At 64.7% G+C, this 23,866-nt stretch carries 29 protein-coding genes; 2 read left to right on the forward strand and 27 right to left on the reverse strand.

The features are described from left to right. Positions 1 to 58 precede the first annotated feature (58 nt). The gene (gene grxD / locus IP89_RS09710) at positions 59 to 388 is read right to left on the reverse strand and encodes a Grx4 family monothiol glutaredoxin (protein WP_043309270.1); all 330 of its coding nucleotides are present in this window, start codon (positions 386 to 388) and stop codon (positions 59 to 61) included. Between the two features lie 156 nt (positions 389 to 544). Between grxD and IP89_RS09715 the strand changes: the two genes are divergently transcribed. Continuing rightward, on the forward strand, positions 545 to 1,279 hold the full coding sequence (locus tag IP89_RS09715) for an ABC transporter substrate-binding protein (protein WP_043309271.1): 735 nt from the start codon (positions 545 to 547) through the stop codon (positions 1,277 to 1,279). 33 nt (positions 1,280 to 1,312) lie between these two features. On the opposite strand, the gene IP89_RS09720 is transcribed toward IP89_RS09715, so the two are convergent. The 19 genes from IP89_RS09720 to IP89_RS23330 form a co-directional block, all read right to left on the reverse strand. Continuing rightward, positions 1,313 to 3,418 carry a molybdopterin oxidoreductase family protein gene (locus tag IP89_RS09720; RefSeq protein WP_043309272.1) on the reverse strand — a complete coding sequence of 702 codons (2,106 nt, stop codon included), beginning with the start codon at positions 3,416 to 3,418 and terminating at the stop codon, positions 1,313 to 1,315. Between the two features lie 317 nt (positions 3,419 to 3,735). Continuing rightward, complete coding sequence (locus IP89_RS09725) at positions 3,736 to 3,996, reverse strand: hypothetical protein (protein ID WP_043309273.1); 261 nt, start codon at positions 3,994 to 3,996, stop codon at positions 3,736 to 3,738. 255 nt (positions 3,997 to 4,251) lie between these two features. Beyond that, on the reverse strand, positions 4,252 to 4,653 hold the full coding sequence (locus IP89_RS09735; protein WP_052081016.1) for a hypothetical protein: 402 nt from the start codon (positions 4,651 to 4,653) through the stop codon (positions 4,252 to 4,254). Continuing rightward, positions 4,650 to 5,174: a hypothetical protein gene (locus tag IP89_RS09740; protein WP_043309275.1), complete on the reverse strand. Its 525-nt coding sequence runs from the start codon at positions 5,172 to 5,174 to the stop codon at positions 4,650 to 4,652. The genes IP89_RS09735 and IP89_RS09740 overlap by 4 nt, the downstream gene beginning before the upstream one ends. A 50-nt stretch (positions 5,175 to 5,224) precedes the next feature. Beyond that, complete coding sequence (locus IP89_RS23325) at positions 5,225 to 5,380, reverse strand: hypothetical protein (protein ID WP_156115016.1); 156 nt, start codon at positions 5,378 to 5,380, stop codon at positions 5,225 to 5,227. 43 nt (positions 5,381 to 5,423) lie between these two features. After that, entirely contained in the window at positions 5,424 to 5,888 is a 465-nt protein-coding gene (locus IP89_RS22735) for a hypothetical protein (RefSeq protein ID WP_052081017.1), read from the reverse strand. After that, positions 5,885 to 6,619 carry a hypothetical protein gene (locus IP89_RS09750; protein ID WP_156115017.1) on the reverse strand — a complete coding sequence of 245 codons (735 nt, stop codon included), beginning with the start codon at positions 6,617 to 6,619 and terminating at the stop codon, positions 5,885 to 5,887. Before IP89_RS09750 ends, IP89_RS22735 begins: the two co-directional genes overlap by 4 nt. Then, a complete protein-coding gene (locus tag IP89_RS09755; RefSeq protein ID WP_177326861.1) occupies positions 6,612 to 6,800 on the reverse strand; it encodes a hypothetical protein in 189 nt (62 codons plus the stop codon). The genes IP89_RS09750 and IP89_RS09755 overlap by 8 nt, the downstream gene beginning before the upstream one ends. A 17-nt stretch (positions 6,801 to 6,817) precedes the next feature. Further along, complete coding sequence (locus tag IP89_RS09760; protein ID WP_043309280.1) at positions 6,818 to 7,336, reverse strand: hypothetical protein; 519 nt, start codon at positions 7,334 to 7,336, stop codon at positions 6,818 to 6,820. Positions 7,337 to 7,338: 2 nt separating this feature from the next. After that, complete coding sequence (locus IP89_RS09765) at positions 7,339 to 7,839, reverse strand: DUF2190 family protein (RefSeq protein ID WP_043309281.1); 501 nt, start codon at positions 7,837 to 7,839, stop codon at positions 7,339 to 7,341. Further along, the gene (locus IP89_RS09770) at positions 7,832 to 8,401 is read right to left on the reverse strand and encodes a hypothetical protein (protein WP_043309282.1); all 570 of its coding nucleotides are present in this window, start codon (positions 8,399 to 8,401) and stop codon (positions 7,832 to 7,834) included. The genes IP89_RS09765 and IP89_RS09770 overlap by 8 nt, the downstream gene beginning before the upstream one ends. Before the next feature lie 27 nt (positions 8,402 to 8,428). Further along, positions 8,429 to 9,325 (reverse strand): hypothetical protein, encoded by an 897-nt coding sequence (locus tag IP89_RS09775; RefSeq protein ID WP_043309284.1) that lies wholly within the window; start codon positions 9,323 to 9,325, stop codon positions 8,429 to 8,431. An 8-nt stretch (positions 9,326 to 9,333) separates the two neighbouring features. Continuing rightward, on the reverse strand, positions 9,334 to 10,767 hold the full coding sequence (locus IP89_RS09780; RefSeq protein ID WP_043309285.1) for a hypothetical protein: 1,434 nt from the start codon (positions 10,765 to 10,767) through the stop codon (positions 9,334 to 9,336). Continuing rightward, the gene (locus IP89_RS09785) at positions 10,751 to 11,203 is read right to left on the reverse strand and encodes a hypothetical protein (RefSeq protein ID WP_043309286.1); all 453 of its coding nucleotides are present in this window, start codon (positions 11,201 to 11,203) and stop codon (positions 10,751 to 10,753) included. Before IP89_RS09785 ends, IP89_RS09780 begins: the two co-directional genes overlap by 17 nt. Next, positions 11,203 to 12,957 carry a hypothetical protein gene (locus IP89_RS09790; RefSeq protein ID WP_052081018.1) on the reverse strand — a complete coding sequence of 585 codons (1,755 nt, stop codon included), beginning with the start codon at positions 12,955 to 12,957 and terminating at the stop codon, positions 11,203 to 11,205. The genes IP89_RS09785 and IP89_RS09790 overlap by 1 nt, the downstream gene beginning before the upstream one ends. Before the next feature lie 3 nt (positions 12,958 to 12,960). Next, the gene (locus IP89_RS09795) at positions 12,961 to 13,479 is read right to left on the reverse strand and encodes a hypothetical protein (protein ID WP_043309287.1); all 519 of its coding nucleotides are present in this window, start codon (positions 13,477 to 13,479) and stop codon (positions 12,961 to 12,963) included. A 19-nt stretch (positions 13,480 to 13,498) separates the two neighbouring features. Then, positions 13,499 to 16,288, reverse strand: a complete 2,790-nt coding sequence (locus IP89_RS22740; RefSeq protein WP_052081020.1) for a tape measure protein — start codon at positions 16,286 to 16,288, stop codon at positions 13,499 to 13,501. A gap of 101 nt (positions 16,289 to 16,389) precedes the next feature. Continuing rightward, positions 16,390 to 16,692, reverse strand: a complete 303-nt coding sequence (locus IP89_RS09805) for a hypothetical protein (protein WP_043309289.1) — start codon at positions 16,690 to 16,692, stop codon at positions 16,390 to 16,392. 56 nt (positions 16,693 to 16,748) lie between these two features. Next, entirely contained in the window at positions 16,749 to 17,129 is a 381-nt protein-coding gene (locus IP89_RS23330) for a hypothetical protein (protein WP_156115018.1), read from the reverse strand. Positions 17,130 to 17,254: 125 nt separating this feature from the next. On the opposite strand from IP89_RS23330, the gene IP89_RS09815 reads away from it, so the two are divergent. Beyond that, entirely contained in the window at positions 17,255 to 17,866 is a 612-nt protein-coding gene (locus IP89_RS09815; protein ID WP_043309290.1) for a hypothetical protein, read from the forward strand. A gap of 30 nt (positions 17,867 to 17,896) precedes the next feature. Here the strand turns inward: IP89_RS09815 and IP89_RS22745 are convergent, their stop codons facing one another. The 7 genes from IP89_RS22745 to IP89_RS09855 form a co-directional block, all read right to left on the reverse strand. Then, complete coding sequence (locus tag IP89_RS22745) at positions 17,897 to 18,937, reverse strand: hypothetical protein (protein WP_052081021.1); 1,041 nt, start codon at positions 18,935 to 18,937, stop codon at positions 17,897 to 17,899. 10 nt (positions 18,938 to 18,947) lie between these two features. Beyond that, entirely contained in the window at positions 18,948 to 19,418 is a 471-nt protein-coding gene (locus IP89_RS09830; protein WP_043309291.1) for a hypothetical protein, read from the reverse strand. Further along, positions 19,415 to 19,732 (reverse strand): hypothetical protein, encoded by a 318-nt coding sequence (locus tag IP89_RS09835; protein ID WP_156115019.1) that lies wholly within the window; start codon positions 19,730 to 19,732, stop codon positions 19,415 to 19,417. Before IP89_RS09835 ends, IP89_RS09830 begins: the two co-directional genes overlap by 4 nt. A 3-nt stretch (positions 19,733 to 19,735) precedes the next feature. Then, the gene (locus IP89_RS09840) at positions 19,736 to 20,086 is read right to left on the reverse strand and encodes a DUF2190 family protein (RefSeq protein ID WP_043309293.1); all 351 of its coding nucleotides are present in this window, start codon (positions 20,084 to 20,086) and stop codon (positions 19,736 to 19,738) included. Between the two features lie 74 nt (positions 20,087 to 20,160). Continuing rightward, complete coding sequence (locus IP89_RS09845) at positions 20,161 to 22,140, reverse strand: prohead protease/major capsid protein fusion protein (RefSeq protein WP_256203127.1); 1,980 nt, start codon at positions 22,138 to 22,140, stop codon at positions 20,161 to 20,163. Beyond that, complete coding sequence (locus tag IP89_RS09850) at positions 22,112 to 23,653, reverse strand: phage portal protein (RefSeq protein ID WP_052081022.1); 1,542 nt, start codon at positions 23,651 to 23,653, stop codon at positions 22,112 to 22,114. The genes IP89_RS09845 and IP89_RS09850 overlap by 29 nt, the downstream gene beginning before the upstream one ends. Before the next feature lies 1 nt (position 23,654). Next, positions 23,655 to 23,864 (reverse strand): phage head-tail joining protein, encoded by a 210-nt coding sequence (locus tag IP89_RS09855; RefSeq protein ID WP_043309296.1) that lies wholly within the window; start codon positions 23,862 to 23,864, stop codon positions 23,655 to 23,657. Between the last annotated feature and the right edge of the window lie 2 nt (positions 23,865 to 23,866).

Raw genomic sequence — 23,866 nt, forward strand, 5'->3', positions numbered from 1 at the left:
TCCTGCGGGCACAAAAAAGCCGATGCAGGGGCATCGGCTTTTTCTGACGCGACTCGGCTTATTCGGCCTTGGCCTTCTCGGCAGCGTCCTTGATCAGGGTCTGCAGCTCACCCTTCTCGAACATCTCGGTCATGATGTCGCTACCGCCGACCAGCTCACCGCCGACCCACAGCTGCGGGAAGGTCGGCCAGTTGGCGTACTTCGGCAGGTTGGCACGGATCTCCGGATTCTGCAGGATGTCCACGTAGGCGAACTTCTCGCCACAGGCCATTACCACCTGCGCGGCGCGCGACGAGAAACCGCACTGCGGCGCGTTCGGCGAGCCTTTCATGTACAGCAGGATGGTGTTGTTGGCGATCTGCTCTTTGATGGTATCGATAATATCCACGACTCACCTCGTCTGAACTTTCCCGGACCAGCGCCGGGCGGGATGACGCGATTGTACACGAAAGACCCAGCGGCAGGCTCGGGGATGGCGCTTGGCTTACCCCACCAGCCGACGACTAGACTGCAGGCAGAGCGCAGCAGGAATCGGAGACGGTGCATGAAGTGGCTGATCAGAACGGCGAGTACCCTCTATCTCTGCATCCTTGCCCAGGGCGCCAGCGCGGCGACCTACGAGGTGGGTTTCTACGACTACCCGCCGATGATGATCGAGGACGGCAGGCGCGGCATCTACCAGGACATCCTCGACGAGCTGGCCAAGCTCACCGGCGATAGCTTCAACGTGCAGTACTACCCCTACCCGCGCATCGGTCTGCTGTTCAACGAGGGGCAGCTGGACATCGAGCCCGGCGTCTATCCCGGCTGGGTGAAGACCCAGGCGACTCCCGGCCTGTTCTCCGTGCCCTTCGGCAAGGTGGTCGACGTGCTGGTGTTCGCCCCGCACCGGGCCTTTCCGGTCAAGCAACCGGAAGATCTGCGCGGCAAGTCGGTGGGCATGGTGCGTGGCTATGCCTACCCCGAGCTGCTGCCGCTGATCGCCTCGGGGCAGCTGGACCGGCGTAACGCCCTGAACGAACAGCAGCTGCTGGACATGCTGGCCAGGTCGCGCTTCGACCAGGTCATCGCCAACAAGGCAGTCGTCCAGTACAACCTGCTGCAGATCGCCGAGTACCGACGCCTGGAGATCGGCGACGTGATCAGCGCCTACGACGTCAGCATGCGCGTGCAGCCCAAGCACGCCGAGTGGCTGGACAAGCTGGACGCGGCAATCATCCAGCTCAAGCAGCAAGGCACCATCGAGAAGATCTACGCCCGCTACGGAGTACACCTCTGAGCTGGACGCGGCAGCGCCCGGCTCCACTCGGGGCTAGGCAGCCTCGACGCGCACCGGCACGCCGTTCAACGCGGCATTGCCGGACACCGCATCCAGCTGGCGGTCGTCGGTCAGGTCGTTGGCGCTGGCGCCCGGCTGGGCACTGGCGATGCCCATCTGCACACCCGGGCGGGCATGGCCCCAGCCGTGCGGCAGGCTGACCACGCCGGGCATCATCTCGTCGCTGGCCACCGCCTCGACTTCGATCTCGCCAACCCGCGACTGCACGCGCACGCGCTGGCCGTCGGCCAGGCCGCGCCCAGCCATGTCCTGCGGATGCATCAGCAGCTGGTGACGCGGCTTGCCCTTCACCAGGCGCTGGTAGTTGTGCATCCAGGAGTTGTTGCTGCGCACATGGCGGCGACCGATCAGTACCAGCTCGCCCTCGGCCGGCTGCGGCTGGGCGGCGAAGCGCGCCAGATCCGCCACCAACAGCTCGGGGGCGGCCTCGATGGCCTTGGACTCGGTCTTCAACCGCGCCGCCAGGTTCGGCTGCAGCGGCCCCAGGTCGATGCCATGCGGCGCCTCGCGCAGGGTGGCCAGGCTGAGCTTGTGCTCGGACTTGTCGCCATAGGGGCCGAAGCGCAGACCCATGTCGATCATCTGTGCCGGCGGCATGGTCGGCTTTAGCTCGGTGCCGTTCTTCGCGGCGAAGGCCTGGGCCAGGCCGACGAAGATTTCCCAGTCGTCCAGCGCGCCTTGCGGCTTGGCCAGCACCGGCTCGTTGAAGCGGGTGACGTTGCGCACGGCAAACACGTTGAAGGTGGTGTCGTAGTGGTCGTGCTCCAGCGGCGCGGTGGGCGGCAGGATCAGGTCGGCGTGGCGAGTGGTCTCGTTGATATACAGGTCGACCGAAACCATGAAGTCCAGGCCGTCCAGCGCCTGCTCCAGCTGGCGGCCGTTGGGCGTGGACAGCACCGGGTTGCCGGCCACGGTGACCAGCGCGCGAATCTGCCCCTCGCCGGGGGTGAGCATCTCCTCGGCCAGCGCTGCCACCGGCAGCTCGCCACCGTATTCCGGCAGACCGGAGACGCGGCTCTGCCAGACGTTGAAATGGCCGCCCGAGGTGGTCGCCACCAGGTCCAGCGCCGGGCTGGTGCACAGCGCGCCGCCGGCGCGGTCGAGGTTGCCGGTGACCAGGTTGATCAGCTGGATCAGCCAGTGGCACAGGCTGCCGAAAGCCTGGGTGGACACGCCCATGCGCCCGTAGCACACCGCCGACTCGGCTGCCGCGAAGTCGCGGGCCAGCTGGCGGATATCCTGCGCCGACACGCCGCAGCGCGCGCTCATGGCCTCGGCGGTGAATGGCGCGATGGCCTGCTTCACCTGCTCCAGGCCGTTGACCGGCAGGTGGCTGTCGCGGGTCAGGCCCTCGGCGAACAGAGTGTTGAGCAGGCCGAGCAGCAGCGCCGCGTCGTTGCCCGGGCGCACGAACAGATGCTGGTCGGCCATCGCCGCCGTCTCGCTGCGCCGCGGGTCGACCACCACCAACTTGCCGCCACGGGCCTTGAGCGCCTTGAGGCGCTTCTCCACGTCCGGCACGGTCATGATGCTGCCGTTGGAGGCCAGCGGGTTGCCGCCGAGGATCAGCATGAACTGGCTGTGGTCGATGTCCGGGATCGGCAGCAGCAGGCCGTGGCCGTACATCAGGTAGCTGGTCAGGTGATGCGGCAGCTGGTCCACCGAAGTGGCGGAGAAGCGGTTACGCGTCTTCAGCTGGCCAAGGAAGTAGTTGCTGTGGGTCATCAGCCCATAGTTGTGCACGCTGGGATTGCCCTGGTACACGGCTACGGCGTTCTTGCCGTGCTCGGCCTGGATCGCCGAGAAGCGCTCGGCGACCAGCGCGAAGGCTTCGTCCCAGGCGATCGGCTGCCACTGCCCATTGACCTTACGCAGCGGCTGGCGTACGCGGTCCGGGTCGTTCTGGATGTCCTGCAGCGCCACCGCCTTGGGGCAGATATGGCCACGGCTGAACGTGTCTAAGGCATCGCCCTTGATCGACAGGATGTGGCGGCCGTCGTCGCGATCCTCGGTTTCGATGGTCAGGCCGCAGATGGCCTCACACAGGTGACAGGCACGGTGATGGAGGGTCTTGGTCATGGCCTAGCCTCTATTGTTCTGATCGAGACGACCGGTCTAGTCGCCATCCCGCGACTATGGCGCCAGACACCCAGCTTGGCCAGCGGCCTTCGACGCGTGAATCGGCGGCCATCATGGGCACCGATGCATCCGGCGATGCCCGAGACATCCGGAAAGCCTGCTGGCCGGGGGCCATTTGCTCCAATGCGTCGTTTCCTTATGATGTAAACAGGGGTTGTTAGGGGTTATCAGGGTGCGGAATACGGGGCTTTCAGCGGCTTCGCTCACCCTGCAACCCCCTGCCATCCCCTGCGATTGGTACAGAAAGTGGTACAGGTTTATCGGCACACCTCATTGGCGGCCAGCAGTTCCTTCTCGTAGCCCTGCCGCTGGCGGCGATCAGCCAGCAACGCCCTCACCTTCTCCTCCAGGCTGTCGCTTCTGCGCAGTCCATCAGCTGCCCATGCTGGCACCGCGACAGGCTCTGTCGTGCACGGTACAGGGATCGGCACCTCTACGCGCACCACGCGCGGCTCGGGTTCTTCGACCTGACCGGCGCACCCCGCCAGCGCAAGCACTGATATCATCACCATTCGCATATGCAGTCCTTTAGGGATAAGTCGATGAAGCCTGATGTTTGGAAAATCATCCGCGACACGCTTGGCACCGAGGGCAAGGTGGCGTATGTCAGCGACAGCATTTGGCCTCGTATCACAACCACTCTTGATGGCGATGGAGCTAGGCATGGTGTAATCCCTCTCGCCCTGCAGACGAGCGCCAAGGAGCACGGCTTTCAAATCACTGCAGCAGACTTCAAAAGCGGTCGATACGAAGTGCGGGCACTTGAGCTTCAGTCATAACCCAAGCTCTCGATCAATGACCGCCTCCGCGGCGATGCAGGCGTCTCCCCCCGTCCGCTCCTGCTGCAGCCGGTTGGCGGCTTGGTAGTCCTGCTCGGCGCCCTGCCTTGCCTGCTGCTGCGCATCCTTGGCAGCCTCAGCTCTCGACTGGGCGGCACTGCGCAGGCCAGCGATGGCCGTGTTCTGCTCGGCAACCTGAACAAGCAGAGTGCCGCGCGTTTCACGGCAGGCGCCCAGCTTGCCGGCATCCTCCAGCCGTGCGCCGCGCTCGCTCTCCAGCTCACCCTGCAGGCCAACGACGCGGACCTGCTGCACGCCACCGGCCATGGCGGCGAGCGCCAGGCCGGCAAGGGCCATCCATACCCAGGCCGGAACCAGCTTCAGCCAGGCGCTCACAGCACCACATCCATGGCATGGGCGTAGTTCACCGACCACTTCTGCCGCAGCTTCGCCCGCTCCTGGGCTGTGCCGTTTGCGTAGGCGCCGGGCCGCCAGTTGCGTAGGTAGTAGCGCCAGGCGGTCTCCACTGCACCGACGTCGGGCAGCGGGTTTGGGTCAGTCCAGTACAGGAGCCGCGCCAGGGCGCAGTCGAGCACGTCAACGGTACCCGGCAGCGCATCGAAGATGCCCTGCTCGGTCGGCGGCACGCCCAGGGCTGCGCACACTTCGAGCACATGCTGGCGGCTTGAGCGGTGCCGCAGGACACCAGCCACGCCGCCGCCCAACTCGAACTGGAAGATGCCCCGCGCCGGGCCGCACTTGCCGGGGCGTACCGGCAGCTGGCACTGCTCGCCGTTCGGCGCTTCCTGCAGGTGAGTGGCCAGTAGCTGAATCTCTGCCGCGGGCTTGGTCATTTTCGCAGGCAGCAGCAAGAGCGCCTCGGCCAGCGGGCCGTTGCGGATTTCACGCAGGGTCATGGGGTGCTCCAGAAATGAAAAAGCCCGCACTTGGCGGGCTTGGTGATCTGTCAGATCGGGTCAGGTGGGGAGTCGCAAAGATCAACCTGGATAGGCGGCTGGCTTGTGGCCGTGCCCTGGATCAGGCCCAGGGTGTAACCGATGCAGATGCAGACGGTGGCGAAGATCGCGGTCTTGATGACGAGCGCGGAGCGGACAGCTGGCATGCGAGATCCTTCTCGTGGTTGGGCTGGCGCGAGTATAGCCGCCCTACTCTGTCGGCCAGGCTACTTCAACTTCCCCGGCGCGTACTCTGTCTTCCAACGCCTGGCGCTGGCCGATGATGGTTCCGCTCAGCACGGCGAATGCCTCGGCCTTCTGGAGGATACGGCGGATCAGCTCAGCCTCATCAATCCCCCTCGCCACGGCAAGCGCCGCCACCAGGGGCCCGCCGCCGGCGCGCGCCTCGGCTTCCTGCTTGTCCCAGCTCAGCACTTCGGAGTCAGGATAATCTCGCTTGAGTGCCGCCAGGCGGCGGTCGCACTCATCCCGCAATTTGTCCAACGCCTCCCCAGGAGACGTGCCAGGCCAGCCAGGAAACTGCCACCGCTGGCGCACATCGCTCGGCGCATCGGGCACCTCGGTGGCGTCAGATGGCGGCGCGAGTTCTCCAGATAGAGACCCTTCGTCCCAGCCCCCAAGATACATACCTACAGCATCAACAAAGTGCTTCATAGCTCCGCCTTGATTACGAGTCGCCAGCTGGTGTTCGTCAGCGCCACCGACACACCTGATCCGTTCAGGGCCATAAAGGCGTTGGCGTGGGAGCCAAACCGCACCCGGAGCTGGGTGGCTGTTTTTGTGATGACGATGCCGCGGTCGGCGTTTGTGGTCGCCACAACTGTCAGGTAGTCGTTCTGGATTATGTCGCCTACGGCGTAGACGCCATCGATTACCTCGCAATGAAGCTCAGCCCAGACTTTGCTGGGTGTATTCGTCAGGCCATGGCTAAGGGTCAGCGACCCACCAGACGTGATCGTTTGCTTGGTGCTCACATAAGGGGTGGGAGTAGAACCAGCTAGGGCCTGACCATTCGCCTTGGTGTAGTCGATACACCGCCAGTTGCCGGAGCCCAGCGAAAGCCACTCAGCCACATCACCAGCAGCGGCCACAATGGAGGCGCCGCCGGGCAAAATCATGCTCGTTGCGTGGTGAGTGATTGTCGGAGCGGCGCCGAACACGGTGGTGCGTCGAATGCCTGCCCGCGCTGAGCCCCAGGAGCTGATGGTGACCGAGCCCGAAATGTTAATGGTATTGGCGTCAGCGGCGCCCAGGTCAACCGTGCTGGCAGAGGCCAGCGTCACAGGCGATGCTTCGTTCAACGGGCCAGGCAGCTGTAGGCCCTCCCCCGCAGGAGACTCACCCAAGCCGCCGGCAACCTTCACAACAGGAATTGCTTCAACCACTGGTCACCACCGGAATGTTTGCGGGCGTGCCATCGCTCAGCCAGAACGGCAGCTCACCATCGGTTGTCAGGGGAATGTCTTCGCGGGTGCCGTCCGAGAGCACGAACGGCACCGCAGCAGGAATGCCGGCCAAGCTGTCGCCCTCGGGCAACTGCTGCAGGCGGCCGGCCACCCTCACCATGGGCCGGCGGGCGCTCATCAGAGAATCACCGGCGCTTCTTCAACGGTGGCCAGCTCAGTGGCCGAGTCGGCGCGCCCCAGGTACTGGCAGACCTTGTTGGCATTGGCTACGTCGGTGGAGTCGAGCGGAGCGCTGATCACGCCACCAGAAGTGCCCAGCCAGTACTGGGCGCCAGGCGTCAGGCCGGTGCGGTTACCGTTGACGGTGTTGAGGCGTTTCACCGTGGCGTCGTTCGGTGAAGTCACCGCCACCTCAACATAGCCCCACGCTTCCCGGCCGTTGCTGTTGTCCGCCTTACGAGCAGTCAGCGTGCCACCGTCATCGAACAGGTTCACGAAATCACCGGCTGACAGGTTCTCGCTTGTGGGGGCGACCACCTGGTTGGCACCGATGCCAGCAGGAAGAAAGCTGTTATCCAGCACGCCAGCCGCGTTCAACGCCGGGATCTTGCCAGCGTCAGCCGAGCCGAGCGAAGTGACGATGGCAAAGGCCTGCTTGATACGGCCGCCGGCGCGAGTGAGGAATCCTTGTGGCATGGCTAGCCCTCCAGTTCGATGGGGTCAGATAGGTTGAGGGTGATGCGGTTGGGCGCCGTGGCGGCGCCGATCAGCACGTGGAAGCCGTCATCTGCCGGCGTCTGGGTGAGCGCACCGTTGGCGCCGAGGTACACACGGCCTGGTGGCCAGTTCCAGTTGGAATCCTCCAGCACGCCAAGGCGCTGGATGTTCACCGGGTCGCCTTCGCCGGCGGCGGTGAGCGTGATGCCGAGCAGCAGGTCTATATGCTCCGCGTCCCGGTAGTCGAGGTAGAAGGCGCGGCCGTCCAGGTCGTACACGGCGCGCAGGGCGCTGAGCACTTCACCGGCTGAGCGCTGCAGGGCAACGCCACCAGCAGGGCCAGGCGGCCCGGGCGGGCCCTGGCTGCCGTGCTCGAGCACCATCAGCTCGACCTGCTGCAGGATCACCAGGTACTCGCGCTCTACCTCAGCCGTGTCGCCTACCTGGAACTCCAGCACTGCCAGGTAGGCGGTTTCATCCATGGCAGCCCCCCGGCTTGGCCTGGCCGCCCTCGAAGTAGCGCACTAGGTCGCCGCTGGCGAACTCGACTTCGAAGGTGTAGGCCCAGTCGCCCACCAGCTGCTCGGTCTGCTCCTTGGTCAGGGCGCGGGTCACGGTGCCCGGCGCTGGGTTGGCGAGGCCTGCGCCCAGCGTCAGCACCAGGTCATCACCCGCCAGCCCGGAGAAGCGCATGCGCACCACGGCGCCGGTCAGGTCTACCGGCAGCTTGTAGACGAGCTGGCCGCCCTGCGGCTGGGTGCCCACGGCGGAGACGGTGTTGATCTCCAGGGTGTCCGCATCCACGCGCTGGGCGCGGTGCGGCAGCGCCTTGTCCGGCTCGCGGTTGATGGTGGGCAGCCCCGTTACGTTGCGCACCCACACCGGCCAGTCACCGGCCAGGCCGTGATCTGGTGCGGTTACCTGCGCCGGCGCACCGCTGATGCCGGCGATCTGCTTGTAGGCGAAGTCCGGCTGCATGAGCCGCACGGTGTCGCGGTAGGTGGTGCCCGGTACAACGGGCAGGTCCTGGCGGGCCGGCTGCATGGCTGGCTATCTCCGAGTAGGGATGAATCAGGGGGCGAAGGTGAAGGTCACCGTGCGGCCCAGGCCTTCGGCCCAGTCGTGCGCGCCGATGGTCCAGCCGATTTCCGTCTGGTTGGTGCCGGTGTCGTAATACACGCCGATGTCGGCAGTGCTGACGTCGAGCGTGCCGATGCCCTGCACCTCCAGCGAGGTGATGGCGGAGACGTGCGCCGTCTGGTCGCCGAGCAGCGCCACGTAGAACTCGGCGCCCTCCTCCATCTGCAGCACCTTGGCCATGCTTACGGCGGTACCGCCCACGCCTGGCAGATTGATGGTGTCGGGGAACAGCGAGCCGAAGGCATCTGTGCCCGCCGGCCAGCCGCGGAAGTAGCCCACCTGGTAAGTATCCGGGCCGGAGTCCACACGGCCCGCCGTGACCAGCACCGAGTCTGGCGGGATCAGGCCAGCAACCGCCCCAGTCAAGACCGCCACTTGGGCGTCCAGGGCGTTCAGCCAGTTCAGCATGTCTGCGCTCAGCGCCACCACCGGCGCCGCCGGGTTGGTGCTGTCCACCTCGATGCCATCGCCGGCCTCGACGCTCGTAACCCCGCCGCCACCCGGCGTGCTGTTCTGCAGCTGCTGCAGGGTGCCGGCTGTTACGCGGGCTTCAATCAGCGCGCCGGCATCCCACACCTGGGCGCCGCTGGCTTCCTGGTCCCGCGCCACCGTCACCAGGGCGCCGCTGACAGCGGTGGCCTTGACGATCTCGCGGCGCAGCTCCACCTGCGTGGTCGGGTCGCGCTCCACCAGCGTCAGCAGGTAGTAGGCCTCACCACCCAGGCCAGTGAGCTTGGCCGCCTCGCCTGGCGCTACGGAAAGCTGGGTAGCCTCGGCCGTGGCCGCCACGGTCAGAGCCGTGGACCAATAGTTGATGAACAGCTGCATGGATGCTCCTAGACCCAGGAATAGGCGTGGCCTTCCACCTGGTTGCGAATGACTTCCCCGGTGATCGGGTTGTATGAGCCGTAGATGAAGTTGAGCGGCACCGGGCCGGCGGCGGTGTCGTACACCACAACGCCAGCGTCCAGCCCGTGCGGGGTCAGGGCGGCGCCGGCCAGGTAGTACAGGGTGGCGTCCAGCCGGGTGAGGATGCCGAGCGGCTGACAGATCTTGTTCGATGGCCGTGCGGCGCCGATGCTGAGGTTCGCTGGTACCGGCTCCGCAGGCTTGCCGAACTGGTGCAGCGCCTGGGTCAGCTCGGCGGGCCGGCTGAAGGCGCCGCCCGACCAGGCGTGGCGGTCCACGTCCAGCTCGATCGCGCGGCCGATGCTCTGGAAGCTGCCAAAGCTCTCGGTACGCACCACCACCTGGTCTTCCAGGGTGTAGGTGACGGTCACCTCAGCACCCACGCCGGTGATGTTCTCGATCAGCTTGCGCACCTCGAACTGCACGCGCTCGGTCTCCGTACCGCCAACGGCCAGCCAGATCTCGCCACGGTGCACCTCCAGCCCGGTCTCGTAGGGCGTGCCGCCCAGGGTGCCGGAGTAGTCGGTGTAGGCATCCAGGTGCAGGCGCAGCAGCGCCGGGGTGCCGTCCTGCCCGTACCAGGCGCCGAACACACAACTGGCAATGGCGTGCGCGGTGTAGTCGCCGGTTGGTGTGTAGTAGCTGAGCCCTGGGTTGTCGGCCGCGTTGACGATCTCGCCGCCGGTGATCTCCGCCAGCCACATGTTCAGCGGTACCACGTAGGGCTCGTCCAGCGTTGTGTCCCACTCGGCCACGGCGGAGTTGTCGGCCAACAGCGTCAGGACCAGGGCCAGGTCGCCTTCCACCACAGAGAAAGCCGCCTCGGCATAGCCGCACACCGTCGAGCCGTAGGAGATGCTGATAAGCCAGCGGGCGCCGTCGTGGCCTACATCCAGAAAGGTGCCTTCCAGAAAACCGCGCTTCTCGGGCAGGCCAACGTCTGGCCAGCGCAGGCGGTTGCTGGTGAAGGTCACACCATTCACCCGCACGCTCACCCCCACGCCCACATCAGGCTCCAGGGAGTTCTCGGCCAGAATGGTCTGCTGGTCCACCGTCTTGCGCTCGCCCTCCAGGTAGATCGGCGAGCTACGGAAGGCGGCCTGCCCGAAGGTCAGGCCCAGCCCCGCATAGAAGCTGGTACTCGTCACGCCTCGGATGATGGCCTTGCTCAGCCACTGCTCGTCCGGGTCTTCCGGCGTCACCACCGGCTCAGGCATGCCGATATCCCACAGCCAGGTGTCGTTGCTGTAGAGGTCCACGGGCATGGTGCGGCCGCTGCCCAGGGTGAGCACGTCGTCGACGATCAGCCCATGCCAGGGCCAGCCGAACAGCACGGCGTTGTCTTCAGGCTCCAGGAACATTGCTGAGCTCCATCACCACCTCGGCGGCGTTGTCGTCGATCAAGGTGATGGTCTTGGTGCGCTTCACCCGGAACACCAGCAGCCCGTCAGTGGTGGGCAGCGTGCGTTCCGGGTAGTAGGTGCGGGTATCCGCGCCTCCCTCGCCCACCTTCTCCGTCAGTGGGCTGGCGATGCCGGTGCCCTGGTTGGTGGGTTGCGGGGTGTTCAGCGCTGGCGAGCTGGTCGCCGGGCGCGCGCCGCGCGACTCCAGCTGGCGCAGGCCGGCCTGCTTGCGCGGGCTGGGCGCCAGGGCGTTGAGGTCGTTCTGGATGTTGCGGCCGGTGCGCTTGGCCACCATGTTGTCGTGGATGGCCTGGCGCTCGGCGGCGCCGGTGGCGGCGCGCGCCTGGGTGATACCGGCACCGATGGCACGGCGCTGCTCCTCCAGTGTCGCCATCAGATGAACTCCAGCAGGTCGTCAGGGATGGCCACCCGGTAAGTGGCCGTGGCCTCGGCGACGAACTCGTCGCGCTGATCGGCCGGAATCTCCGGCGAGGTGATCTGCATACGCCGCGGGAAGCTGTTGTCGTCCACGTTGTTCCAGTTGCCGGCGAAGCCATCGAGCGTCTCGTCGTACACCTCGGTACCGTCCACGTTCTGCAACTGGGTAGGCAACACGATGGTGCCCGGCGCGCTGCCGCTGGGTGTGCTCGGCGGGATCGGTGGCAGCACGAGCGGATCGGTCACCCCGCCGCCGCCTTGGCTTACGGCCAAGGTAATGGTGGTGAGCGCCGTCTGCGCATCGAAGTCAAACTCGTGCAGGAGACTCCACACAGGGGCCTGGCAGCGGACCCGCTGGTCCTCTACCCGAAGGGTGTGGCGCAGCTCCAGGGCCATCACATCACTGGTCGGCATCTGCACGGCCAGGCGGTTCTCGCGGTGGGCCATCTGCAGGGTGGTGCGATGGATGCTCAGCGCGCACTGCAGCGCCGAGGTCCAGCGGTCCACATCGCGCACATCCACCACCCAATCACCCAGGGCATCCTCGACGGCGTCCGGGTCGGCGGCGGTGAAGGCCGCGCTCTCCCAAGCTTCGCCGCGGTCGCTGCCTTCGCTGTCGGCCGAGAACTGGTCGCGCTGGATCACCTCGCCCGCGGCGGCCATGCTGGTGGGCGCCTCGATGCGGATGGTGTAGCGCTCGGTGATCGGCTGTATCCAGCGCATGCCACCGGTCCAGGCGCCGCGCAGCAGCAGGTCGGGGTACGGGTTCTTCCACAGGAACGGCGGGTCGCACAGGCCACCAGTGCCCGAAGGCGGCAGCCGGTACCAGTCCTCGTCGCTCGGGTTGATGATGCCGGTGTAGCCGGCGCCGTTGGTCTCGTCGAGCACCTGCTGGATATCCGGCAGTTCGGTACTGCCCTGGTTACCCCACATGCAGAAGCCTTCCAGGTCGCCCACGCCGAACAACAGCGGGTGCTCCCAGAAGAAGTCCTGGTGCCGCTCGCGCAGCCGGTCGAAGCGGTATTCGCCCACCAGTTCCACGACGTTGACGCGCTCGCTCAGCTCCACCGGCGTCCACACCAGGCTCTGGTCCATGGTCACGCCATCGCCCAGCAGCATGAACGGCGCAGTGGCTTCGAGCGGCAGCATCTCCAGCGCGCCGCCGGGGCGCTTCTGCAGCGTGGCGTTTACAGTGCTCTTGCGCTCCTGGGCGTAGTCCCAGCGGCTACGGCCGGCAGGATCTTCGAACAGATCGGCGGACCACAGACCACGCACCAGAGCGTTTACCTGCGCCACCGTCAGCGCTTCGATCAGGTCTTGCAGGCGGTCGCTGCAGTCGCAGCGCACGGTGCGCATCACCGGCTCAAAGATTGGGCGAATCACACGGCCATCGAACATCAGCTCCTCAACCCAGCCAGTGCCCGTCCAATCGCGGTAATAGACCTGCACGGTGCGGCCGATGAAGGTGAACGGGTTCACCGGGCCCGGATCAAGCAGCAAGGTGAACTCGGCCAGGGAGGCTGAATCACGCTCCGTCTCTACCCGCGCACCACCAGACAGCAGGTGACTGTGGTCCTCGCCGCCGAGCACCAGGCGCACATCCCACACAATGCTCTGGCGCGGCACTACCGGCTCAGGCGCAGGTGGCTGGACCAGGCCGGCACCTCCGCCCAGGACTACCCCGCCGATCACGCTTCCGTTAATCAGCATGGGTCAGGCTTCCTCGGCAGTGAACGACCAGTCGTGCGTGTTGGCGCCTGGGTCCAGGCCGCGCTCAGGGCGGCCCATCAGCACGGTGAACACCGGCATCCAGCACACCTGGTACTCCAGCGCGCCGGCGCGCGGCGTGATGGTGGCCACCTTGGTGGCGGGGTTGTAGGCGACCGGGGTCTTCAGCCATTCCCGGCCGGTGTAGGCCAGGCACCACGGCGCCACATCAGGCCGAACGGTGCCAGGAATAGTGGTGGTCAGTGCAGCGGTGCGCACCTCCATCTGCTGGGTACAGCGCAGCTCTAGCGGCTGGTCGTAGTCCAGGCCGGCAAGGCCTGGCCCCATCCAGCCAGAGCCGCTGACGGAAACAACCCAGCGCAGATCCCAGTGGCGGAACTTCACCGCCGCGCCCTTGCTACGGCGCAGGATTGGCCCGTCGCCAAGCGGCGCAAAGCGCTGCACTGGCTGGCCAGCCTGCGGGCGAATGGGTACGCCGCCCAGCATGACTTCTACTCGGCTCATGTATTCCTCGGGTTCTGAGTCAGCGGCGGCGAATGCCGCGCTTGTCCTTCTGGCGGCGCAGGGCCACGGCGAAGTCGTCTTCGCGCATCAGCACGGGATAGTCACCATCAGCGGTCGAGAGCACAGCTCGACCGAAGTCACGCAACGGCGACTCGCCAGAGGCAGCGGCCCGCAGCTCAGGGCTGACAGCCGGGATGGCAGGCAGAGAAAGGCCGCCACCGGCCACGCCCCCGGTAGCGAACTTGGGCATCTGCAGGCGATTCAGTTGGTGAACCATGCCGGCGCCGTAGTGCTGCACCGCGCGGGCGTTGAGGATGCCCTCACCGTTACTGAGCCGCGCCAGGATGCTGTCGCTGGTGCCGGTGCCCGGGCCGCGCAGAATGCCGCCAGTGGCAGCGGCCGGCACGGACGGGTCAACTGTAGCGCCAGAGCCATCCGGCGGCAGAACTGTTGGCTTGATGATCATCGCCCGGGCGAGCCGGGCCGCCAGGTCGTTCATCTTCTGCAGGATCTGATCTGCCCCAGCCTGGTCCCACTGAATATCGATACTGACAACCGCAAGGGCCTCGGCTTCTTTCTTGAGCGTTTCCAGCCGCGTACTAACCTCGTCGACTTCCTTCTGGGTATTGGAGGTCTCCAGCTTCGCTGCTTCATTGGCAATGCGCGCGAGGTCCTCCGCTATACCTGCGAAGCCATAGTCATTGGCGCCGGCAGCTTGCAGCTGCTTCAGTAACTCTCCAGCTCGGCGAGCTTCATCGATTGCGCGGTCGGGATCTCTATCAGCTATCGCCCGCCGGGCATTTACACGCGCCTGGTAGACATCGGAAAGCTCACCGCCAGACTGGGCGCCGCCGCCCCGGACGTCACGAACGAGTTGAGCGAACTCCTTCTCGATCGCCAGCTCCTTCTGCTTGGCCTTTTCGAGAGAGGTATTAGCTTTCTTTAGTTGGTCCTCTGCTTCCTTGATCTGCTGTTTCTTAACATCAATCGCATACTGCCGAATGGTACGCAGGCGCTCGGCATGAGCTTGTTCACCAGCCTCTTCCAGTCGCTGCCGCTCTTGCTCGCGCTCAATGAAACTGTCGTAAGTCGTACCTAATTCTGCGGTATGCCGGCGGAGCGCCTCTTCCTCGTCGAACTGCAGCCCTTCCCTCTCAGCGGCCGCGCGCTCTAGATTCACCTGCCGCCGTATTTGGCTATCCAGTTCGGTGCGCTCAAGCATCTCTAATTGCGCGGAGTAAGTGTCTGCTTCGGACTTTGTCGGGGTCGCCCCACTTGATGCCTCGCCACCACCAAACCCACCAAGCAGGAAGGAGAACCCTTTCTCAAGCACCTGGGGACGGCTTACCAGCCGATAGAACTCCCCGAATTTATCCAGCCAAGAGGGAGCCTTCGCTGAGCTCGCGGCGGACAGCGCGGCCGACAGGCGCGTAACCGAGTTAATGGCGCTATCAGAGGCGCCGGTGAAGTCGTCGAGCTTGGATACTGCGATGGTCAACGAATTGGTGAACTTAGTTGCTGCGCCCCCGAATGTTTCAGGCAGCTTCGAAGCCTCCTCGGTGAGCTTCGGCAGCTGGCCAATCAAAGCAGTAGAGATTACCTCCGCCGTCAACTTGCCCTCAGCGGCCATTTCACGAAGGGCGCCCACATTGACCTTCAGCCCATCAGCGAGCGCTCTCAGGAGGCGCGGCGAGCTTTCCGCAAGCGTATTGAACTCTTCTCCACGGAGGACGCCGGAGCCCAAGGCTTGGCTGAACTGCTGAATGGTCGAAGCGGTCTCTGCAGCTGTGGCGCCACTGATGCGCAGCGACTTGGTGACGGCGTCGATGATCTTCAACGCATCCTGCTGTCCTCGCCCGACATCGCGGAGCGCAGGAGCCAGACGCGAATAGAGCGTAACCACATCAGCCAAAGGCGCTTGGTTTTCTTGCGCAATTCGCAGGGTCTGCTGTTGCGCCTCATTGAATTCTTGCTGCGAATGGGTAGCCAGTTGGAGCTGGGCATCCATTTTCTTGGCTTCGTCGGTGATCTGAATGTAGGAGCGCGCGACCGCAGTCAACGCCAGCGCTCCGCCGGCTCCTGCAACGAGTCCGCCACCAAAACCACTGCCGCTACCATTGAGCCCCTGCAGAGCCTCTCGGCTCTCACGAATCCTGGCCGTAAGCTGCTGCTGAGCTACAACGAGTTCCTGGTTCGTCAACTTCCCGCTACGGCGAAGCTGTTCGTACTGCTGAGTAGCCCTATGTATTTCCTGCTGCGCCGCACGGAACTGATTAACCCCAAGGTTTTCCCGGGCGGCCTCTAGGTTTGCCTGCCGCTGGGCAGCAGCTTGCAACTTCAACGCCGCAGCACGCTCGCGAATACCTCGCACAGCAGCATCTTGGCGGCCGGTGCTCAGGGCCTGATCCATCTCCGCATTAAGGCGGCGCTGCTCAGCCGCAAGGCGAGTAGTGTCAACACCCGCAGCCTTCAGTTCGGCCCGCATGCGGGCGAGCTGATTAGCCTGCATGGCTTCCTGGCGCTGGAGCTGCTGGAGTTCCTTCCCTGTAGCGCGGAATGACTCCTGCAGCTGAGCAGAGGGGTTATCAGTCCTGATCAGTTCGGCCTGCAACTCAACCAAACGCTGCTTCGTCTGGCGCGCTTGGGTGCCAGTTGCCTCCAGCGCCTTCTCCAACTCGCGAGTTGCATTCACCTGGCGCAGCGGCTTTTCAACCTGCTTGACCAGCTCGGCATATTCCTTGCGGAAGCCAGCCACTTCGCGCACGGCCGAATCGAGATCGGCTGTGACTCGTAGTTCTACTTCAGCCATGGATCAACCTTCGAGAGACCGAACGAAAAGAGACCAGGGATAATCGAGCACGCGCTGGTGCCCTAGCCTGGTAAGAGTAACGATGGCGCGATCAAGCTGACTCAGGAAGGATTCCGGGCCTGGGCCAGTCGAACCATCAGATCGAAAAAACTTTTATTAGCCTCGCGGCAACCAGCAATGACCTCCTCAAGCGCGCTCGGCTTGCACGCTTCGATCTGCTCTGCAGTCAGACTCGTAAATACAGGTAGGTCGGCTAGCGTGATCTCATGGAACAGAGCCTCACCGAGCAGGTCATCCGTCATTCGACGAGCAAGAACGCCACGCAACTCACCAACGCTGAGCTCATGGCAGGTGACCTTGAGCGAGCCAATCGTCTTGATGACTGTTTTCCCCATCTCCGACATTTCAATCTCCTGAAAACAAAAAACCCGCCGAAGCGGGTTTGGTGGTAATGCACTGCCTACTTCGCTCCAAGGCCAGCGAGACCGCCCAAGAGCATGACGATAAGGAAGCCAATGACGGCGAGGATGATCATTGCCGGTATAGCGGCAATGGCCCACTTCACCATAAACCAGACCATTGAGTTGAAGCTCATGTGCAGGTCGACAACGACCACTGGCTGAGCTCCCTTGTTCTGACCTGCAATCTTCTGAACATGCTCGCCACCAACAATTGGGCGGGTTACCTGCCGTTCGGCGGCAACTCGATCGTGAGCTGCGCGGTCAAGCTTATCTCCCGAGTGCCAAATAGCCTTCTCATAGTAAGCGCCACACTCCGGGCATCTCAGCGGGTCACCAAAGGCTGCGGCGGCGGACTCGTGCTTACAAGCTGGGCATTGCATGTCGGTTCCCTCCCAATGAACTGGGACGGACTCTAACAATACCAGCCCCTGTGCAAAACCCCAGTTGGCCCAAGACCCGAGTGGCAGGTAGATTCGCCAGGATCAACGAAGCAAGGATCGCTGCCATGTCAAACAGACCCGCCGGCACCATCACGACGCTGACCATCGGCTACACCGATGCGGGAGGCGTTGCCACCCACCGCGGCGTATCCGTTACCGCGTTCGACCCTTACGAGATGTTCGGCTTTTGCCACCTGCGCGAGCGTTACCGCTCGTTCCTCCACGAACGAGTCACCTCCTGCGTCGATATCAACACCGGCGAGCTCGTGAGTAACACCTACAACCATCTGCTGCAGGCATGGCAAGGCTCCGCCGGCTACTCCCTCGAGCAGTTCGCGGCGAACAAGCGCGCTGTCCTCCAGATTCTGGTGTACGTAGGCAAGGCCGATGGCCGCCTTACCGCGGCCGAGCGCAAGGTGATGACTGCAGCATGCAAGGTACTAAGCGGCGACCTGCGCATAACCGACGAGATGACGGCCGCCCTGTTCCGCTCAACGGCCATTCCCGCCCTGTCTACCTTCAAGCGGGTTGTAGGTTCCATCGCTAATGGCGGCGATCAGACACTGATGAAGCGCCTATTGATCGCATGCAACACCATCGTTAAGACAGAGAAAAAAGTATCTGTCGCTGAGCAAGAAGCGCTCGACTACATGGCGAAGCGCTTCAATCTCTCATAGCTCACCGCCGGCAAGCTGCAGGGCGCGCAGTTACCCCGCGATGCGCTGCTTCTGCAGTTTGCCGTAGGCAGACTTGGCGTCGCTGGTGGCGCGGGAGTCCTCGCGGAGCACCTCGGCGCGCACGGTCATGGTCATGAAGTCTTCGTTGCCGAGCACGTCACGGCTCTCGGTCGGGCTGAACTTCACGCGCCAGTAGTGGGCGTTGAACTTGCCCTTCTCGCCCACGGCGTTGGCACCCTCGAACAGCAGATACCACTCATCGCCGGAGTTGGTGAGCAGTTCGATCTCGTCGAAGGTGGCGCTGGTGTAGTCCACCTCAGCGGTCACCTCGGTGGCCTGGGCCACGGTGATGGTGAAGCCATCGCCGGTCGCGAACACTGGGCTGCCGGCAGTGATGGTGAAGCTCAGCCCGCCAGTGCTGAAGGGAGTTCCAACTGTGCCGGTGCCAACCGAGCCGCCAGGGCCGGTAACGCTGAACGCGGTGCTGCTGGTGAAGCTGACGGTGTACAGGCCGACTGCAGCAGTGGTGACGGTGACCGCCCCCATGGTGCCGTTGCCGGTGTTGCCGCCGGCCTTCGGCGCGGAGGTGCCGGTCTTGGCCGCCAGCGCGGCGGCGATATCGGCGGCCAGGTCGCTGCCATCGATCACTTCGAGGCCGGCGCCGGTCATGCGCCAGTCGAGGTCCTCGTCGTACTCGTCGGCACCGATGGCCACCTTGGTGATTTCCAGCGGCATCAGCGCCAGGGCACTGGTCTGCCCCACGCCGAGCACAACCTCTTCACCGGTCACCGCGGTGCTCGGCACCTCGGCAATGTCGGCATAGAGGGCGTTGGCCAGGTTGCGGGAGTTGATCTCGCGCAGGGCCAGGGTCAGGAAGAAGCGGTCGACGCGTGCGAAGGTGTCGTAGGTGCCGCCCTGCGGGGTGGTGGTATCCGGCAGGCGGATCTCGGTCTGCTCGATCTGCTCCTGGGCGGTAGATACCAGGCCGACGAAGTCGGTTGGTGCACGGCCACCGGCCTTGCCCAGTTTGAAGCGGCCGCCGATCAGGGCGGTTTCTTTGACTTTCGACATGGTAAAGCCCTCAGTAGTCGATGGAGTCGACGATGGTCGTGATGTGAATGGGGATCAGAACTGTGGCGGCCGGCAGGCCCTCGCCTGGCGGTACCGGCTCAGGCGCGCCGACGGTGAGGTTCGGGGCGCCCTTGGGCAGCCAGTCGGGAAATACGCCTTCCGTGGGCGTCAGGCACTGGAGCAGGTCCAGCTCGATGTCCTCGATGGCATCCTCGTAGCCGTCCAGGCCTGCGGTGACAGCCCCGATGACGCTGAAGCCGGTGTACATCTTCAGCGCCGCGGGGCCGCCCTTGGGCTCCTTGCCCTTGGCGCGCTGCACAACCACCAGGCCGGTGGCCGGAATCTCGGCGCCCTTGGTGATCTCGTTGTACCAACCCGCCTTCACAGCACCGCCGATGTTCGTGCGGTAACCGTTCTGGGTCTGGATGGTTTCGAGCCGGGCGATCAGCGCCTTGCGCACCTGAGTGATGAGGTTGCTCATGGCTGCACCATGCAGGCTGCGGTAACCATGTGGCCGTCGTCGGCGATGATCTCTTCGACGAGCAGGCGTTCACCGCAGAAGGTGAAGATGCCGCCACGTGCGGCGTCAGGAAGCAGCGGCTTACGCCAGCTGATCCCTACCGCATCGGAGCGGAACATGCCCTCCGGGCCGTTCTGCATCAGGTTGCGATCAATGATCACCTGCGGCAGATCGCAGACCGGAGCCCCGCCGGGGCCCTGGTACTGCGCACAGCCGTCGTTGAGCTTGCTGACCACACGCTCGTGCATGCGGTCGCGCATGGCAGCCCAGCTCATGGCTTAGGCCGTTACCGGATGGCCCAGAGAGCCATTGAGGCGAACGCGGCCGACGTCGGACGGGTTGGCGGCAGCCGCGACGGCGACGCCGACCAGGTAGTTGCCGGTACCCGGCACGTTGGTCAGCAAGCTGCTCGCGGCAATGGCGTAGATCGGCTGACCGACAGTCCAGGCCTGAGCCTGGGTTTTCGGCAGATCGAACACACCGGTAGTTTTCAGCTCCACCTCTTCTCCGATGGCGGCATTGGTGGCGGCTACGCCGAGCAGGCTGCCGGCGCGGACCAGGGCACCAGAAAGGATCGCGGCAGCAGCCACGATGGTGATCATGTCGCCGGGTTGTCTGAAGTTCTTCATGTGTCGTTCCTCGAATTGGGGGTGCAGAAACACCGAGGGCGCCATCAGGCGCCCTCAGAGTCGGTGTGTGGCGGTCAGGCCCCGGCGTTCTTGTAGGCGCCGCGGAAGTCGATCCAGGCAGCGCCGAACACCAGGCGAGCCTTAATCTCCATGCCATCCACTTCGAAGCCCTCGCGGGTCTCGGTGAACACGCCCTGCTCGCCTTCGAGGTACGCATACTCGAAGGTGTCCACCACGCCAGGTGCGGCGTAGAGGTACCACTGGTTGCCAGTGATACGAGCGTCGACGATCACGGTCAGCGTAGTGTTACGGCTGTCGTTGATGTCGGCGTTCTTGGCCGGTACGTAGTTGGAGCTGGTGAACTGGAAGGCCTCCAGTTCCTTGTCCGGGCCAACCACCAGGAACTCAGGGCCCAGGTTGAGGAAGTGGCCCGCCTTGGACTTCTGCTTGCGCATGGCGGCACGAGCCGCTGCCAGGGTGGTGGTGTTGATCGCGCCGGCCGAGCCGGCCAGGTTGCCGTGCGCGGCGTCGAACACCGGAGTGCCATCGGTGAAGTTGGGGTTGCCGAGCAGCAGAGCCCACACCAGGTCGGACTCGGTTTGCGCAGCGGCAGCGCCGAGAGACTGCGGGATGCGGGTCAGTGCGCCGAGATCATCGTTCACCACCGACTCCCAGGTGATGGCGATGATCTTGCCGTACTTGGCCACCTTGAGCGGGGCGCCGTCCTCCGCCATCGTGCCGTACTTGTACTCGCCGTGCTCGTTCACCTTCTCCAGGGCAGCGATGTCACCCAGGGCAGCACGGGTTACCGCGCGGAAGTCCGGCACGGTGGTCTGGCGGCCCAGCGGGCGCCAGGTCTGCGGGGCCAGCTCGTAGGCGGCGCGCAGGGTACGGTTGACGGTACCGCCCAGCAGCAGCGGGAAATCGCTGGTGGTGTGCATGCCGGCAGCGCGCACCGCCTGGCGGTCGCAGCCGAGAGCGGCACGGGCCACTTCCTGCGGAGTCATACCGCGCACGTTGCCACCGACCAGCTCGACCGACTCGCGGGCCAGGTCGATCAGGCGCATGCCGCGGAACTCTCGGCCGGCCTCTTCCAGCTTGATACTCGGGTCGCAGCGATGCAGCAGGGCGTTTTGCATAGCACTGCGCTTGGCAGTCAACACAGTCTCGTCGACCTGCGACTGCACCTGGGTGGATTGGGAGTTGCGAGACTTACCTTGGCCCTCCGCCAGTTTGTCGAGCAGTTCGGCACTCGCCTGGGCCGGGGTCAGACCCCGCTCGACCATATCAGCGGCGTGTTCGCCCATGCCGACCTTATCGGCCATTTGGCGAATGGTGGTGGAGCGCAGGCGCTCCGCGGCGGTGGCTTCGGTGCGGATCTGTTCCTCGGCCGCGCGTTTCTCTTCTTCGGTCATCTCTGTTTCCTCGTTGGGGGTGGCCACGGCGGCCGGTTGCTCGGCAGGCTGTTCGGCCTCCCGGGATTCAAAAACGGTGGAGTAGCGCTGGCCTTGGTATTCGGCCGGCGTCTTGGCGCTGCGCACCTTGGCGCCGTCGTCGAAGCCGACAGGCACCAGGGAGATTTCGGTGGGCTCCCAATCCTCCGCGCGGTAGACGGGCACCATGTCTTCGCCGTCTTCCACCAGCACATAGCGGTGCACGATGTAGCCGACGCTGATGTTGCGCAGGATGCCGTCCTTCACGTCGCGGAAGATCGGGTCGACGTCCTCGCGGGAGCTGAAGCGAATGATCGCCCGGCCCTCGGAGCCCTCCAGCCAGGCACGCTCAACAACGCCGATCACAGCGTCTAGCTCCCACTGGTTGTGGAGGTTCAGGAACGGAGCACCGTTGTTCAGGCGCTCCAGGCGAATGGCCGAGGCGCTGACCTCCAGCTCTTCCTGGTACTCGCCGATGGACCAGCTCCAGCGCTTGCCGCGCGAGCCAGTGGTCCAGGTGATCTCTACGGTACGTTGCTCGATGTCCACGGTGCCCGGGCGCACGGCGGCGCGCAGGCTGAGCATCGGAGTCTCAAGCTTCTGCGTCTGCAGGACTGTCATCGGTCTGGCTCTCTTCAGTTGTGGGCGCCGGGTCGACGTCCGTCGATGGGATAACGGTGCCCTGCGGCCTGGCCTGGGTCAGGCCGGCGTTGGATACCTTGCGGGGGTCGCTGTCGAGTACCAGGCCGAGCTCGTCGAACATGGCGTTGGCTGCCGCGATCGCCTTCGCGTGCGCAACAGGGTCGGTGATACCGAGCTCGCGGAGCATGTTTGGCCAGGTGAGCGCGCCGAGGCGCAACTTGTCCTTGATGGTCTCCATCTCGGTTTTCGGGTCGACCATCTCGCGGCGCGGCGGCACCCACTCGGCGACGGCATCCTCAAGCACTCCGCCAGGTGTCAGCGCCTGGGCCTCCATGAACCAGCCCCACACGCGCTCGCAGAGTTGCGGAATCAGCATGCGCCACTGCCACACGTCCACTCGGCGCGCGAAATGCAGCCAGCCCATGCGGCCGCTGGAAAAGTTCACGCCCTTCAGGTCACCGGTGACCAGCTCGTATGGAATGCCCATCCCCACCGCGAAGGCGTGGAGGACTTGCCAGGAGTAGGTGCTGTAGCCGTTGAACACGGGCGGCGAGCCAAAGTGCACTTCCTCGCCCTGGCCCAGCTCCTGGATAATCCCCGGCTCCAGTCGGTCAATAAGCGGGGCTCGCTTGTTGCTCCCTTGGTCGCCAGCGGTGACGAAGGCAGCGAAACAGGCAGCGATCTTGGCCTGCTCCATCACGGCGTCTTCCATGTCGTCGAAGTTGCGCAGGCGCTGCATCACCGGCGCGAACCAGGTGAAGCCACGCGCCTGGCCAGGCCGCCGAGGCATGAATACGTGGATGATGTCTTCCGCCGGCACTCGCTTGGAGCTGGCGGCTACAAGACCCACGGAGGAGCCTGGGTGCTCGTCGAACAACCAGTAGGCTACCCGCCGGCCGATGCCGTCGAACTCCACCCCCTGAATGATCAGGTTGGCGCCGTTCTGGCCGTTCTTGCCCTCGTCGAGAAAGTCGGCCTCCAGCAGCTGCAGTTGCAGCGGAACAGGCAGCTTGTCGGCGGCCTTGCGCCAGCGGCGGCGAATCAGAATCTCGCCGCCCTCTACCACTGCCTCGATGATCTTGTGCTGCAGGCCGTAGAAGTTCTCCAGACCGTCGGCGTCGCAGGCCAAGGTTTCACCCCAGGCCGCCCAACGGGTGGCGAGTTTCTTATTGGTGCGTTCGCTCTTGGCTTGCGGGCTTGGCACGATGCCAGCGCCGACCACGTTGTCAGCAATGCCGGACACGGCGCGCTCGGCATAGGGGTTGTTTCGACGCAGATCGCGTGCACGGTTACGCAGACGCGCCAGGGCCGGGCCGATCTCAGCATTCGCGTCGCTGCCATGGGCACGCCACCCGGCGTTCCGGCGGCCGCCGGCAGCGCCTTCGAACCGGCGCTCCATTGCGGCCGCAACAACATCGGCGCGTAGCTTGCGGACACGGGCCTCCGACCGCTTCGCGGCGTAGCCGGGAAACAGGTTATCGAACCACCCCATGTCAGTATCCTTTCGAGAACGATGCGTAGCGGCGGCGGCCACCTGAGCCGCCCCCATTGCTGGGGAACAGGTCGGCTTCCATCAGTTGGAGGAGGCGAACCATCTCGTCGAGGGTCCGGTACTGCACGCTGCGGTCTGCATAGCGCACAGAGAGCTCGCCGCCGGCGATCGCTTCCTGGAGCTTGGTGTATTGCTCGAGCGTGTAGGCCATCA

Origin of the sequence: Pseudomonas sp. ML96, assembly GCF_000761545.1 — a bacterium.
GTDB lineage: Bacteria > Pseudomonadota > Gammaproteobacteria > Pseudomonadales > Pseudomonadaceae > Aquipseudomonas.

Coding starts and splice junctions, on each gene's coding strand:
- IP89_RS09755 (WP_177326861.1), bottom strand. CDS start 6,800: ATGGTGAGGGTGGCCGGCCGCCTGCAGCAGTTGCCCGAGGGCGACAGC.
- IP89_RS09770 (WP_043309282.1), bottom strand. CDS start 8,401: ATGCAGCCGGCCCGCCAGGACCTGCCCGTTGTACCGGGCACCACCTAC.
- IP89_RS09725 (WP_043309273.1), bottom strand. CDS start 3,996: ATGCGAATGGTGATGATATCAGTGCTTGCGCTGGCGGGGTGCGCCGGT.
- IP89_RS23325 (WP_156115016.1), bottom strand. CDS start 5,380: ATGCCAGCTGTCCGCTCCGCGCTCGTCATCAAGACCGCGATCTTCGCC.
- IP89_RS09785 (WP_043309286.1), bottom strand. CDS start 11,203: ATGGCGACACTGGAGGAGCAGCGCCGTGCCATCGGTGCCGGTATCACC.
- IP89_RS22745 (WP_052081021.1), bottom strand. CDS start 18,937: ATGTCGAAAGTCAAAGAAACCGCCCTGATCGGCGGCCGCTTCAAACTG.
- IP89_RS09775 (WP_043309284.1), bottom strand. CDS start 9,325: ATGCAGCTGTTCATCAACTATTGGTCCACGGCTCTGACCGTGGCGGCC.
- IP89_RS09805 (WP_043309289.1), bottom strand. CDS start 16,692: ATGTCGGAGATGGGGAAAACAGTCATCAAGACGATTGGCTCGCTCAAG.
- IP89_RS09790 (WP_052081018.1), bottom strand. CDS start 12,957: ATGCTGATTAACGGAAGCGTGATCGGCGGGGTAGTCCTGGGCGGAGGT.
- IP89_RS22740 (WP_052081020.1), bottom strand. CDS start 16,288: ATGGCTGAAGTAGAACTACGAGTCACAGCCGATCTCGATTCGGCCGTG.
- IP89_RS09760 (WP_043309280.1), bottom strand. CDS start 7,336: ATGCCACAAGGATTCCTCACTCGCGCCGGCGGCCGTATCAAGCAGGCC.
- IP89_RS09850 (WP_052081022.1), bottom strand. CDS start 23,653: ATGGGGTGGTTCGATAACCTGTTTCCCGGCTACGCCGCGAAGCGGTCG.
- IP89_RS09720 (WP_043309272.1), bottom strand. CDS start 3,418: ATGACCAAGACCCTCCATCACCGTGCCTGTCACCTGTGTGAGGCCATC.
- IP89_RS09765 (WP_043309281.1), bottom strand. CDS start 7,839: ATGGATGAAACCGCCTACCTGGCAGTGCTGGAGTTCCAGGTAGGCGAC.
- IP89_RS09795 (WP_043309287.1), bottom strand. CDS start 13,479: ATGAGCCGAGTAGAAGTCATGCTGGGCGGCGTACCCATTCGCCCGCAG.
- IP89_RS09830 (WP_043309291.1), bottom strand. CDS start 19,418: ATGAGCAACCTCATCACTCAGGTGCGCAAGGCGCTGATCGCCCGGCTC.
- IP89_RS09780 (WP_043309285.1), bottom strand. CDS start 10,767: ATGTTCCTGGAGCCTGAAGACAACGCCGTGCTGTTCGGCTGGCCCTGG.
- IP89_RS09845 (WP_256203127.1), bottom strand. CDS start 22,140: ATGACAGTCCTGCAGACGCAGAAGCTTGAGACTCCGATGCTCAGCCTG.
- IP89_RS22735 (WP_052081017.1), bottom strand. CDS start 5,888: ATGAAGCACTTTGTTGATGCTGTAGGTATGTATCTTGGGGGCTGGGAC.
- IP89_RS09855 (WP_043309296.1), bottom strand. CDS start 23,864: ATGGCCTACACGCTCGAGCAATACACCAAGCTCCAGGAAGCGATCGCC.
- IP89_RS09815 (WP_043309290.1), top strand. CDS start 17,255: ATGTCAAACAGACCCGCCGGCACCATCACGACGCTGACCATCGGCTAC.
- IP89_RS23330 (WP_156115018.1), bottom strand. CDS start 17,129: ATGCAATGCCCAGCTTGTAAGCACGAGTCCGCCGCCGCAGCCTTTGGT.
- IP89_RS09835 (WP_156115019.1), bottom strand. CDS start 19,732: ATGAGCTGGGCTGCCATGCGCGACCGCATGCACGAGCGTGTGGTCAGC.
- IP89_RS09840 (WP_043309293.1), bottom strand. CDS start 20,086: ATGAAGAACTTCAGACAACCCGGCGACATGATCACCATCGTGGCTGCT.
- IP89_RS09715 (WP_043309271.1), top strand. CDS start 545: ATGAAGTGGCTGATCAGAACGGCGAGTACCCTCTATCTCTGCATCCTT.
- IP89_RS09740 (WP_043309275.1), bottom strand. CDS start 5,174: ATGACCCTGCGTGAAATCCGCAACGGCCCGCTGGCCGAGGCGCTCTTG.